Consider the following 14134-nt stretch of genomic DNA (forward strand, 5'->3'; position numbering starts at 1 on the left):
TCTCTGACTAATAAAAAATTATGATAAAAGTTGCTTTAGTAGATGATCACATTGTTGTGCGTTCTGGTTTTGCACAACTCCTCATGCTAGAACCCGATATTCACATCGTGGGTGAATATTCTAATGGGCAAGAAGCATGGCCTTATTTAGCACATGACGATATTGATGTTGCCGTTATGGATCTCTCTATGCCCGGCGAAAGTGGTCTACAACTCCAAAGCCGTTTAAAACAAAAGCGCCCTGATTTTCGAACTATTATTTTAAGTATCTATGACACCCCAGCCTTTGTTCAAAGTGCGCTAGACTCTGGTGCTCGTGGTTATTTAACCAAACGTTGCGGCCCTGAAGAGTTAGTACAAGCGGTACGCGCTGTACATCAAGGTGGTTGTTATCTCTGTTCTGATGCCATGAAAGCATTGCGACAAACACCTGAAAAAGAAGATGCACTACATACTTTAACACCTCGTGAAAGAGAGATCTTTAATCTGTTAGTTCAAGGTGTTAATGTCAAAACTATTGCCGTACAACTTAATCTTAGCCATAAAACCGTACACGTTCATCGAGCCAATGTACTGGGTAAATTAGGCTGTGAAACCACCATCGATTTAGTTCATTTCGCCTTAAAGAATCAGTTGATCACAGGCTCGCTGTAATATGAAAAGAGGACTGCGTTTTCTTCTTCAATCCCTCTTTTTATTACTCACCTACTCTTTACTTTGGCTATCACTTTGGGTGATTGGCTTCTATTTAAGTAAAAATGGGCAACAAGCTGCCCTTTTCTTACCCCAAGGTCTACGACTAGCCCTGATAATTTTACTCTGGCGTCGCTTTTGGCTTCCGATGTTATTTGCAGAATGGGGGCTTTATTACTGGTTGGCGCAAGAGCAATTAATTACCCACACCATTATTTATCTGTCTCCAATACTAAGCCTCGTTGTTGCGCTAGAAGTTCAGCGTATTTGGTGGCGATATCCTCTTTATTGGCAACGCTTAACCCTATTAATTGGTGCCGTAGGTTTTAATAGCCTACTACAAGCCTTTATTCTCGGTTTCTTTATTAATACCACCAGCGGGATTTTCCTCACATCGGTAACGGGCGGCATATTACTCGCGCCTTTTGTCTTTTTACTTTATGAATATCTTCGTGAATTACAAAGTCGCGCCTTAGTCTCTGATGGTACTCCCGATCCTCCGTTAAGAACGTCTTTGCTGATGTGGGGATTTCTATTTTGCCTGATCGGGTTAAGTGCTCAGTTTTTCTTAACCCCCGAAATAGAGCGCTTATTAGTTATCCTTGTGTTTATTCCTAATGTCTTTATGGCTTATCGTTATGGCTGGCAAGGTGGCGTTTTATCCGCACTGTTAGGCAGTTTGATTATTACTTTTGCTCGCCAAGTTAATGGCGCTTTTAATGATTTGCGTGAGTTAGAAATGTTCTTAACCACACAAGCCATTATCGGTATTGGCTTAGGGATTGCGATTAGTCGCCAACAGCAACTTGCTCATAATTTACGTCATTACCGTTTACGCCTAGAACAAGAGTTACAAGCTCGTCGTGATCTAATGGAAAAACTGGTTCATACCGAAGAGGACGTTAAAAAAGCCATTGCTCGCGAATTGCATGATGAAATTGGGCAGAATATTACGGCGATCCAAATTCAATCAATGCTAATCAAAAGAACTGCGGATAACGACAAAACACGCCAAACCGGAGAGCAAATTGAACGGCTCGCCCTACAAATTCATCAATCCACACGTCAACTACTCCGACAATTACGCCCTCCTGTTTTGGAGGAGATGTCGCTTGAAAAAGCCCTTCATCATTTAATCAATGAGTTTGCTTTTGATGACAACGGCATTACCTGCAATTTTAATTACTCGTTAGATAAAGAGCCTGAAAACGAAACCATTATTTTTACCCTCTACCGTTTGGTGCAAGAGCTGTTAAACAACATTAGTAAGCATGCTAATGCAACCTATATCCAAGTCTCACTGACTCAAAATCAAAATCGTTTACGGCTAATTATTAGTGACAATGGCGTTGGTATGTTGCCGACATCATTATCAGCACAACAAGGTAGTGGCTTTGGGTTACGCGGCATAGAAGAACGCATTCGCGCTTTAGGCGGAGAATGGGAAGTGATTAACCATCACGGTACGAAAATAATTGTTAACTTACCCACAAATTCAAAAGAAAACAGTGAAAACTAAGAATAAGTCTTAGTCATCTACAACCTTATCTCATTCTTTTTCGCGACATTTTTTTTACATTTGCAACATCAAAGAGGATGTTATGTCAGGTAAAAATTCGGCATCAATTAATAAGACCTATAATTTTTGGCGCAAAAATTTAATGCTGTCGATGATTATCGGTTATGCCACTTTCTATCTCACACGTAAAAGCGTCAACTTTGTCATGCCCGTTATGCAGGTTGAATTGAATTTAGATAAAGGAGATATCGGTTGGATAGCCAGCCTTTTTTATCTCACTTACGGTTTATCTAAATTTGTTTCCGGTATTTTCCATGATAAATGGGGATACCGTTGGTTTATGGGTGTGGGATTAGTCATGACAGGCATTATGAATATTATTTTTGCCTATTGTCTTTCATTTCCCGCGCTGCTTTTGGTCTGGGCACTAAATGGTTTCTTTCAAGGCTTTGGTTGGCCGCCTTGTGCAAGGTTGTTAACACACTGGTATTCACGCAATGAACGCGGTTTCTGGTGGGGATTATGGAATATCTCAATCAACCTTGGCGGGATGAGTCTTCCCATTTTAACTGCGTGGCTAGCGACGCATTATAGTTGGCAAGTCGCACTGCTTGTTCCCGGTATTATCGGCATCATCATCGGGTTGTGGTTGTGTGTACGATTAAAAGGTACTCCCGCAGAGGAAGGGCTTCCTACTGTGGGTGTGTGGCGGCGCGATGTTTTTGAATTACGTCAAGAGCAGTCATCTCCCCCTAAACCTATGCTAACTATTTTGAAAGAGACCATTTTATTTAACCGAATGATTTGGTTACTGGGTTTTTCCTATATTTTGGTTTATCTCATACGTATGGCGATTAACGATTGGGGAAATATCTGGTTATCAGAAACACATGGCGCCAACTTATTGAGTGCTAATGCCATTCTCTCTTTGTTTGAAGTGGGTGGCTTACTCGGGGCGTTATGTTCAGGCTGGGGCTCGGATTTATTATTCCGTGGCCAACGAGCACCAATGATATTGCTGTTTTCACTCGGGCTTTTTACCGCAGTAACAGCACTTTGGTTAATTCCAATTCATCATTATGCTTTGCTCGCAGCTTGTTTTTTTAGTATCGGTTTTTTTGTGTTCGGACCACAGATGTTAATCGGGCTTGCTGCAACAGAATATTGCCATAAAAATGCAGCAGGCACGGTAACTGGCTACTTGGGATTGTTTGCCTATTTAGGGGCAGCAATGGCAGGTTGGCCATTAAGTCAGGTCATGGCGCATTATGGTTGGACTGGAATGTTTGCATTATTAACCAGTGCTGCGGCCTTAATGGGACTCTTACTAATGCCGTTGTTGATTGCTGATGTTAGCAAACAAGAGCATTTAGTTCGCCCACTTTCATTTTCCGATGACGACACATTTAAAAGGTTCTGAACATGAAATTGAAAACCCTCTCTACACTCGTTGCTGCTGGTCTGGCTCTTTCTGCGGTTAGCTTATCAACAAATGCAGCTGGTCGCTTAGTAGTTTACTGTAGTGCGACAAATGCAATGTGTGAAGCTGAAACAAAAGCTTTTGCCGAAAAGTATGATGTTAAAACGACCTTCGTTCGTAATGGTTCAGGAAGTACTTTAGCTAAAATCGAAGCTGAAAAACGTAATCCACAAGCTGACGTTTGGTATGGCGGTACAATGGACCCTCACTCACAAGCGGGTGAAATGGATCTACTAGAGCCTTATGTTTCTCCTAACCTCGATCAAATCATGCCACAATTCCGTGATCCCGCGAAACGCAAAGGGAACTACTCTTCTGCGGTTTATGTCGGTATTTTAGGTTTTGGCGTCAATAAAGATCGTTTAAAAGAAAAAGGCATCGCAATTCCAACGTGCTGGAAAGATTTAATTAAACCTGAATATAAAGGTGAAATTCAAATCGCTGATCCACAAAGCTCAGGTACAGCTTACACTGCACTGGCAACCTTTGACCAATTATGGGGCACTGAACAAGCCTTTGATTATCTGAAGAAAATCAATACCAACATTTCTCAATACACCAAATCAGGTATTGCTCCAGCACGAAATGCAGCTCGTGGTGAAGCCGCTATTGGTATTGGTTTCTTACATGACTACTCATTAGAAGTTGAAAATGGCGCTCCACTTGAATTGATTTCACCTTGTGAAGGTACTGGCTATGAAATCGGTGGTGTGAGTATCATTAAAAATGCCCGCAATATGGATAACGCAAAATTATTCGTAGATTGGACTCTCTCAAAAGAAGCTCAGGAAATTAGCTGGAAAGAAGGTAAATCTTACCAAATTCTAACCAATACCTCGGCTGAATCTTCACCAATGGCACTGAAATTATCAGACTTAAAACTCATTAACTACGACATGGATAAATATGGCGATAGCGAAGTGCGTAAAGAGCTGATTAATAAGTGGGTTACCGAAGTAAAAATGGGTAAATAGCTCATTAACAGAGCGAGATAACCTCTCGCTCTCTTTTTCTCATAATAATAAATACATTTACTCTCGGGGGATTTATGTCTCACACACTCGCTTTACCTGAAAAAAAGAGGCGGGATCCCATATTTTTATGGATCCTAATTGCATGGATGGCATTTGCTTTACTGCCGTCATGGAGCCTTGATTACGGTCTTTTAGATTCTACCGCAGATGAATTACTCACCTCTTACGGCTGGAGTAGCGTTAATATCAGTTGGCTCTGGTTTTTATTACCGAGTTTACTGTTATTTCGCCCATTAACTGCCCCTAAGCGTGAAAATCGCTCTCGCCACTATTTTGATGCAGGTTTTGCGCTGTTTTGTGCATTTATTGCAATCGTTAGTGCTACCCTCGAAGGACGTGGTTTAGGTTATTCTGCGATCATCCTCTTTATTTCTCTGGGAATGATCATGAAAACCGCCTTAACACGCCTTGAATGGCTGGGTGGTGATAGCTTTGTTATTGGCTCTTTAATCGCCGTTGTTGCACTGATTGGTGCCTTTATCATCTTCCCAAGTATCGCTATTTTTATTCCGATGTTTAAAGATAGCGCGGGCAATTTTGCACCTTTTGAGTTTATCGCTATTTTAAGCCAAGCTCATATTGTGCAAGTGATGCTCAACTCTATTGTGCTCTCTATCGCAGTGGGTATCGGTTGTACTTTCTTTGGTTTAATTCTGGCAATTTATACGTCTCGTATTGCGGTACGTTCTGCCATTATTGGTCGTGTATTTTCTATCTTACCTATCGTTACGCCTCCTTTTGTTGTCGGTTTAGGGGTGACTTTAATGATGGGACGCTCTGGCTATGTGACAGAGTTTCTCGCCACTTACGCAGGACTTGAAAATACCAACTGGTTATATGGTTTTACAGGGATTTGGTTAGCTCAAGTGCTCGCCTTTACCCCAATGTCATTTATGATTTTAGATGGCGCCATAAAAACTATTCATCCTTCATTAGAAGAAGCGTCTTACACCTTAAGAGCTAACCGCTATCAAACCTTCTTTAACGTCTTTATGCCGTTACTTAAGCCCGCGTTAGCCAATGCGTTTTTAATTGTAATTGTGCAATCTCTCGCCGACTTTAGTAACCCGCTGGTTTTAGGGGGCAACTTTGACGTTATTGCCACACAGATTTACTTCTATATCACGGGCTCTCAACTGGATTATCAATCAGCCAGTACATTAGGTGCGTCACTGTTAGTTTTCTCACTATTAGTGTTCTGTGTGCAGTATATGTGGATTGGTAAACGCTCTTACGTCACGGTATCTGGTAAATCTTATCGCGGTGACGTTCAACCTCTTCCGTCTTCATTGATTGCATTTGTGACTACTGTTTTAGGTATTTGGGTTGTCTTTAATATCCTGCTTTATGGCAGTATTTTCTACGGCAGTTTCACTGTTAACTGGGGGGTTGATTACACCTTAACACTCGACAACTTTATCAAACTATTTGGTCAAGGAATGAGTGACGGTGCATGGCCTTCGTTGTTAGATACCTTGTTATATGCAGGTATTGCAGCACCGATTACAGCCATTCTAGGACTATTAATTGCCTATATCGTGGTACGCCAAGACTTTAAAGGTAAGAAAAGTATCGAGTTCACGACAATGCTTTGTTTTGCTGTACCGGGAACCGTCGCAGGTGTCTCTTATATTCTTGCGTTTAATGACTCGCCTTTCTACTTAACGGGAACGGCTGCAATTGTCATTATCTCTATGACAATGCGTAATGTGCCGGTGGGAATACGTGCAGGTATTGCGGGATTAGGACAAATTGATAAATCGCTTGATGAAGCCTCTCTAAGTTTAAGAGCGAACTCAATGAGAACTATTTTCTATGTGCTATTACCGTTATTACGCCCTGCTATTTTATCTGCGCTGATTTATAGCTTTGTGCGTGCCATTACCACAGTCAGTGCCATCGTTTTCCTTGTTACACCAGATACTCGCGTTGCCACCGCTTATATTTTAAACCGTGTTGAAGATGGTGAATACGGCGTCGCAATTGCCTATGGCTCGATTTTAATCGTTGTGATGTTGGCAATTATTTTCTTATTTGACTATTTGATTGGCGAAGCCCGTGTTTCACGCTCTAAAGCCAAAAATGCACAGTAATACGGAGTATAAATCATGACACAACAACATTTCGTTGAACTGAAAAATGTCGTTAAGCGTTTTGGCTCAAACACGGTTATTGAAGAGCTCAGCCTGTCTATTCCACAAGGCAAAATGGTTTCATTATTAGGGCCTTCAGGTTGTGGTAAAACCACGGTATTACGTTTAGTTGCAGGGTTAGAAAAACCGACCGAAGGTAAGATTTTTATTGATGGTGAGGATGTTACTGACCGCTCAATCCAGCAACGTGATATTTGTATGGTGTTTCAGTCTTACGCCCTTTTCCCTCATATGTCTTTGGGGGAAAACATTGGCTATGGCTTAAAAATGCTAGGACGTCCTAAAGCTGAAATTAAACAACGTGTTTCTGAAGCCTTAGAGCTGGTGGATTTAGCCGGTTTTGAAGACCGCTTTGTTGACCAAATATCTGGTGGCCAACAGCAACGTGTTGCCTTAGCTCGTGCGTTAATTTTAAAACCTAAAGTACTGCTTTTTGATGAACCATTGAGTAACCTTGATGCGAACTTACGTCGTAGTATGAGAGAGAAAATTCGTGAGTTACAACAACAGTTTAATATCACATCTCTTTATGTAACCCATGACCAAAGTGAGGCATTTGCGGTTTCTGATATGGTTTTAGTAATGAATAAAGGGAAGATAATGCAATTAGGCTCACCGCAAAATCTTTATCGCCAACCCGCATCTGAATTTATGGCAAGCTTTATGGGGGATGCCAACTTATTCCCAGCGACATTGGGCGCTGATTATGTTGATATATTCCAATATCGTTTACCAAAACCAGATACATTTAATACGACTAAAACAGAAGTGAGAGTCGGTGTTAGACCTGAAGCGATCACCTTATCTCAACAAGGCGATGCTTGTCAGCAATGCAAAATTGTCCATGTCGCTTATATGGGACCTCAATATGAAGTGACAGTGGAATGGCAAAATCAAACTTTGCTATTACAAGTCAATGCCACACAACTTCAACCTAATGTCGGCGATAGCTATTATCTGCAAATCCATCCTTATGGCATGTTTATTTTAGAATAAGCATCTTTAGCCTATTTTCTTATTTATCTTCAAGGCGCCATTATGGCGCCTTTTTACCTCTTCTTTTTTACATCCTTTCTTTTATTTTTTTATTATTAAATTACAAAAACTTATAGTGTTTTTATTATTTTAAAAAAATCATCACTTGCTAATGATAATTATATTTACTTACAATATTTACATAATGTTATGTTATAACATTATAAACAAAGGAGGGTGAATGGTATGAAGAAATCTATTTTTAACTACACAACACTTTTTATTTCAATAAGTTACTCTTTATTTGCAAATGCAGTCCCTGCAACAAAGTCAAAAGAAAGTCAGAATAATGAGGTATTAAAGGTCTATTCAACACCTTTACAGACACCACAAGAGAAAATGGCAATCCCCGTTGCCGTTCTGACTCAAGAAGATCTACGCGCTAATCGGAGTGCATCTATTGCAGAAACGTTAACATCCTTGCCGGGTTTTCATGCCAGTTTTTTTGGCGGTGGTTCGGTACACCCTGTTATTCGTGGAATGTCAGGAAATAGAGTCAAGGTATTACACAGTGGTAGTGAGCTTATGGATGTTTCATCTATTGGCGCAGATCATGCGATCACTAGTGAACCCTTTTTAAGCCAGCGTATTGAAGTATTAAAAGGGCCTGCAACATTACTTTATGGAGGGGGAACAATTGGTGGTGCAATAAATGTTATTGATAGCAAAATTCCTATGTCAGTACCTAAAAAAGGCTACGAGGGTGAATTACAGTATCAATACGATTCTGTTTCTAAAGGAAATACAGGAGCAGCCGGATTAACATTAGGGCAAGATAATTTAGCGCTGCGTATTGAAGGTACTAAACGTTATCAAAGCGATTACAAACAACCAGAATCTTTACATCAAGGAGAACCTAGCCGTTTAGCCGGTTCTTATCAAGATAACCAATCTGCAAATATCGGTGCATCTTGGATCTTCGATGATGGTTATATTGGTATTGGTTATGGCGAACAACATCGTCGATATGGGTTACCTGGTCATACTCATTTTCACGATCACGATGAAGATCACACTCACTCACCTATTACCCCGCCTTTATCTGGTCATCATCATCATGATCACAATCATGAATACCCTGATGAACAACATGAACATGGTATTCCTTATATTGTTATGGAGAGTAAACGATGGGATCTACGTGGTGAAAAAAACAATCCATTTGCCGGTATTGAATCTGTACGTTTCAGTGCAGCCAGAACCGATTATCATCATGATGAAAAAGAAGGCCATGAAGTCAGCACCCAATTTAAAAATAAAGGAGATGAATTAAGGTTTTCTTTTACACATCAACCAATTTTAGGCTGGCATGGCGTTATTGGTGGGCAATTTAATCAACGTGATTTTAGTGCTGACGGAGAAGAAGCCTATGTTCCCGCAACAAAAACAAAAAATCACTCACTCTTTTTATTAGAAGAATATCAATTAGGTGATTTTCGCTATGAATTAGGATTTCGCCAAGAGTGGCAATCACTGTTAAATAGAGAAACTCAAAAAAACAATAAACAAAGTGCATCTTCTGTTTCTGCCGGATTAGCGTGGAATTTGACACAAGACTATTTTTTAAATCTATCACTATCACACACAAAAAGATTACCCGTTGCAGAAGAGCTATACGCGAATGGTGTTCATGCAGCAAATCGGACTATTGAAAAAGGTGATCCTAATTTAACTGCAGAGACTGCAAATAATATTGATATTGGAATAACGAAAGTAACTGGAGATACTCAATTCAATATTAGTGCCTATTACAACCGTATAAATAATTATATTTATGGCCAATTTACTGGAGCTGAATTAAATAATGGCTATCGTTCATTACAATATGTTCAACATGATGCACAATTTAAAGGTGTAGAAGGAAATATTGATTATTACTATAACCAAGACAGCTTAATTGGTATTTCTGGTGATTATGTCAGAGCAAATTTACTGCATAACAAAGGAAATATACCAAGAATACCAACTTATCGATTAAGTACTTATATTAAACATAGTTTTTCAGAAAACTTAACAGGACAAATCAGTGTTGACCATTTTGGGAAACAGAATAAAACAGCCGAGTATGAAACACCTACGGTTGCTTATAACACAGTTAGCTTAGGCAGTGAATATATTGGTTATTTAGATAACACCGATTATACCTTGTATGCCAAGATTAATAATCTCTTTGATGCGAAAGGAAAAGATAGCACTTCTTATATTAAAGATGAAATGTATTTACCAGGTCGTAATATTATCTTAGGCGCTACTCTTACATTCTAATATAAATATCATGAAAAAAAGTAAACTCTCTATTATCTTACTTATGCTTTTGTCATCTCCTTTATATGGAAAAGAGAGTCATGAAGATAAAAGCAAAGAAAAAGAAATCCCAAACGATGTAATAAAAGTTAAAGGTACACTAATAAAAAATAAAGAGACCTTCTCTTCTTTATTACTTAATAATCGAGAAGAAATAAAAGGAAAACAACTTGATCAAATAAAAACGAATACTATTGGTAATACCGTTGCAAAAGTCGCTGGAGTACAAGCCGAAGGTTTTGGTCCTAATGCTGCAAGACCCGTTATCCGAAGCTTATCAGGAAACCGTGTCGGCATTTTAGTCAATAATCTACCAATTAATGATATTTCATTTATTAGTGGAAATATGCCTATACCCATTGATATGAATAGAATTAATGAAATATCGATCAGTAAAAATTCTGAAGCCCTCTTTTATGGTGGTGGCACAAGCGGTGGTGCTATTCATTTATGGGATGACAGAATAATGACACAGTTACCAGAAAAAGCGATTTCAGGTACAGTGACATTTAATGGCAGCACTAATAACGGTAATGGTGGCTCTGCAAATATTAAATTCAGTGATGAACAAAATTGGATTTTTAATCTTTCTGGTGCATCAAAGCGTGTCTCTAGATATAAAATTCCAACACATTCTAAAGCCGGGGCTTGTTACAGCTTTCAGCAACTCAAAGAACACTTTGCATTACGAGATCAATGCCAAGTGGATATGAAAGTTTTTACCAGTCGTAATCCTGAAGCTTATCCTTATATTAGTGAATTCTGGAAAAAATATAAGATTGAATATGAGTTAAGTGAAGACGATAAATATACCTTTAAAGATAAAGATTATTTTTCAGGTATTGGCTATGTAGATAACGAAGCTAATTCACAATATAAACCCGGAAGTCCTACATCTATTGAACATGTTACTCCCCCTAAACATTATGTTGAAAATAATAATAAAGAGATCCCAAATAGTTTCCTAAAAAGCCAAAGTGGTAATGCATCTCTTTCTTATATTCGGGATGAAGGCTATATAGGTTTATCTGTTACTGACTTTCAGACGTCTTACGGTGTACCGGGATATGCTTATCTCACCACAAAAACCAGCCGAGAAATGTATAAACCTGTTTCGGTTTCAAACCATAATCGGCGGATAGATATACAAGGAAAACATGAACACTTAACACCTTTTTTAAGGGACAGTGCTTTTTATTACTCTTATTCTGAATCTAAAGACGAAGAATTAGTGGGTCAAATCGCATCATCAGTCTTTGAGACTAAAAATCACCAATTAGCATTGGAAACTGCGCATGTGCCACTTTTCAATCGATTGAATGGCGCTATTGGCGTTAATGGTAATTATCGTGATCTAAAAACCTCTGGTTATGATGCTTATTTACCGAGTGTATTAACCAACGAATACGGCATATATTGGGTTGAATCTCTAACTTTATCTCCTTTTGAAATTACTGCGGGATACCGTAAAGGCCATACTAAGCACCATCTTAATATTCCAGATAATTATAATAGCGGTAGAGGACAAGGTTCGAATTTACAAAACCGTGATTTTGATACGAGTGCAAATACATTAGCATTATCTTTTACACCGATTGATGAATGGACATTAAAGCTACAACAGAATATTTCTTATCGAGCACCAGAAATTAATGAGCTTTATACACATGGACCTCATTATGCTTATCTGATTGAAGAACAAGGTAATAGTCAATTTAATACAGAGAAAAGTAAAAGTATTGAATTATCATCTGTTATTGAGATTGGTAATTTCTCTAATAAACTTAATTTATATAAAACTGACTACAGTGATTTTAAATTTAGGCGATTAACGGGTGTCAGCCGTGGTGGTGTTACCGTTATGGAATGGGATGAAACTGATCTCGAAACTAAAGGGCTAGAATACGAATTTAAATATTTATATGAAATGCCTCACGAGCATAATCTTACATTTACACTATTCGGTGATTTTGTCGAAAATAAGAGTAAAAGAAAGCTGTTTATTGCCGGTAATTACTTACCAAACTTACCTAATGAAAAACATGGTATTAGTATTAATTATCAACATGATGAATTAACAGCATTTAGTAGCGCAACTTACTATAAAAAACAGAAAGAGAGTGGTGGATTAATGTATGGTGGAGATATTACTTTTCCTTCCTATACTTTAGTCGATGCAGGTATTGGTAAAAAATATCACCTTGATAATCTAGATGTTTCGGTTGATTTTATTATTAATAATCTCACCAATACTGAAGCAAGGCCCGCATCTTCTCAATTAAAATACTTAGCCCCATTACCGGGTCGGAATTATGGGGTAAATGTCAAAATTGATTTTTAATCTATACAGATCCAACAAGAGATAAAGTAAGCGAGGCACCCAATGGGTGCCTCTTTTTTATAATAATACTACGACATTTTCCCCTGGTGTGACATCCTGGTGTGAATGTTTGATGTAACACTTGGTGTAACACATTGCTACGCTATTATTGTTTTAGATACTAATTAGAGATACTTGTACTACTCCCTTTATTTTTTAAGATGCTATCAGAACAAAAGCTGATAGCACCCGTTCTACGCTCTATTTTCCTTGAGCGAGATATTTTTGCATTTCATCCGCAGGAACCATACCACCGCCAGTCGCCCATACTAAATGCGTTGCATTTTGCATTTTCTGACTGTCTAGTGATAAACCTTGCAGATAATCTTTAGCTTGAGTGACATGAACAGCACCTGTCATTCCTGCTAAAGCCGAAGGTTCTAACTTAATCCCTTCTTCTTTATTTAATAAACTGAGTAAGTCATAAAGCTCTTGGTCATCAATAGTGTAATAACCATCAATTAAGCGCTCCATTGCACGACCTACAAAGCCTGATGCACGACCAACGGCAAGACCATCAGCGGCAGTGACGTTATCAATACCAATTTCTTGTACTGAGATGCCTTCATGTAATTGGGTATAAACGCCCAATAACATACAAGGTGAGTGCGTTGGCTCTGCAAATAAGCAGTGTACTGCGTCACCAAATGCCAGTTTTAGTCCAAAAGCAACACCACCAGGGCCACCACCAACACCACAAGGCAGATAAACAAACAGAGGATGTTCACTATCAACACGAACACCTTGTTCTTCAAATTGGTGTTTTAAACGTAATCCCGCTACCGCATAACCCAAGAATAATGTTTTTGAGTTTTCATCATCGATAAAGAAACAGTTAGGATCTTTCTCTGCTTCTTTACGACCTTCTTCTACTGCGATACTGTAATCTTGTTCATATTCAACAACATTCACGCCATGTGAGCGTAATTTATCTTTCTTCCACTGACGTGCATCAGCAGACATATGAACACTTACGCTAAAACCTAATTTCGCACTCATGATCCCAATAGACATACCTAAGTTGCCTGTTGAACCTACCGCGATACTATATTGGCTAAAGAATTCACGGAATTTATCAGAAAATAATTTTTCATAATTATCATCTGTACTTAATAATCCCGCGTTAATCGCCAATTTCTCAGCATGAGTCAGTACTTCATAAATTCCACCACGTGCTTTAATTGAACCTGAAATAGGCAGATGACTGTCCTTTTTCAAACGCAATTGACCGCTAATGGAGGTGTTATAACGCTTTTCAAGAGCAACTTTCATCTTAGGAATATCAATCACTTCTGATTCGATGATCCCTTTAGTAACCGCTGTTTCTGGAAATGCTTTAGCTAAATAAGGTGCAAAACGTTGTAACCGTGCTTGTGCGTCAATTACGTCATCTTGTGTTAAACCAACATATGGAAGTCCCTGGTCAGTGGTGGTCACTTTTGGGTTAAACCAAACCACTTCTTTTAAGTCCACTAAGTCATTAACTAGTGGAAAATTACTTTTTAATTTATTTATATCTATATGGCTCATAGTCGTT

At 38.8% G+C, this 14134-nt stretch carries 9 protein-coding genes; 8 read left to right on the forward strand and 1 reads right to left on the reverse strand.

Features of this window, described 5'->3' with window-relative positions; genetic code table 11:
- Window positions 1-20: 20 nt before the first annotated feature.
- The 8 genes from ABN236_RS04775 (at window position 21) to ABN236_RS04810 (ending at window position 12558) form a co-directional block, all read left to right on the forward strand.
- Window positions 21-653 carry a response regulator transcription factor gene (locus tag ABN236_RS04775; RefSeq protein ID WP_023580792.1) on the forward strand — a complete coding sequence of 211 codons (633 nt, stop codon included), beginning with the start codon at window positions 21-23 and terminating at the stop codon, window positions 651-653.
- A 1-nt stretch (window position 654) separates the two neighbouring features.
- Window positions 655-2211 (forward strand): MASE1 domain-containing sensor histidine kinase, encoded by a 1557-nt coding sequence (locus ABN236_RS04780; RefSeq protein ID WP_349473495.1) that lies wholly within the window; start codon window positions 655-657, stop codon window positions 2209-2211.
- Between the two features lie 67 nt (window positions 2212-2278).
- Window positions 2279-3631 (forward strand): MFS transporter family glucose-6-phosphate receptor UhpC, encoded by a 1353-nt coding sequence (gene uhpC / locus ABN236_RS04785; RefSeq protein WP_227719039.1) that lies wholly within the window; start codon window positions 2279-2281, stop codon window positions 3629-3631.
- A gap of 2 nt (window positions 3632-3633) precedes the next feature.
- Entirely contained in the window at window positions 3634-4665 is a 1032-nt protein-coding gene (locus ABN236_RS04790; protein WP_069368510.1) for an ABC transporter substrate-binding protein, read from the forward strand.
- Window positions 4666-4739: 74 nt separating this feature from the next.
- Complete coding sequence (locus ABN236_RS04795) at window positions 4740-6818, forward strand: ABC transporter permease (protein WP_194951913.1); 2079 nt, start codon at window positions 4740-4742, stop codon at window positions 6816-6818.
- A gap of 15 nt (window positions 6819-6833) precedes the next feature.
- Window positions 6834-7874 carry a ferric ABC transporter ATP-binding protein gene (gene fbpC / locus ABN236_RS04800; RefSeq protein ID WP_088493614.1) on the forward strand — a complete coding sequence of 347 codons (1041 nt, stop codon included), beginning with the start codon at window positions 6834-6836 and terminating at the stop codon, window positions 7872-7874.
- Window positions 7875-8099: 225 nt separating this feature from the next.
- Window positions 8100-10178: a TonB-dependent receptor domain-containing protein gene (locus ABN236_RS04805; RefSeq protein WP_349473496.1), complete on the forward strand. Its 2079-nt coding sequence runs from the start codon at window positions 8100-8102 to the stop codon at window positions 10176-10178.
- A 10-nt stretch (window positions 10179-10188) separates the two neighbouring features.
- The gene (locus tag ABN236_RS04810; RefSeq protein WP_349473497.1) at window positions 10189-12558 is read left to right on the forward strand and encodes a TonB-dependent receptor domain-containing protein; all 2370 of its coding nucleotides are present in this window, start codon (window positions 10189-10191) and stop codon (window positions 12556-12558) included.
- A 240-nt stretch (window positions 12559-12798) separates the two neighbouring features.
- Here ABN236_RS04810 and dsdA read toward each other — a convergent pair whose 3' ends face one another.
- Window positions 12799-14127 carry a D-serine ammonia-lyase gene (gene dsdA / locus ABN236_RS04815; protein ID WP_349473498.1) on the reverse strand — a complete coding sequence of 443 codons (1329 nt, stop codon included), beginning with the start codon at window positions 14125-14127 and terminating at the stop codon, window positions 12799-12801.
- Between the last annotated feature and the right edge of the window lie 7 nt (window positions 14128-14134).

It is taken from the genome of Proteus sp. fly-1013, assembly GCF_040140245.1.
In the GTDB taxonomy this organism is placed as follows: Bacteria; Pseudomonadota; Gammaproteobacteria; order Enterobacterales; family Enterobacteriaceae; genus Proteus; species Proteus mirabilis_B.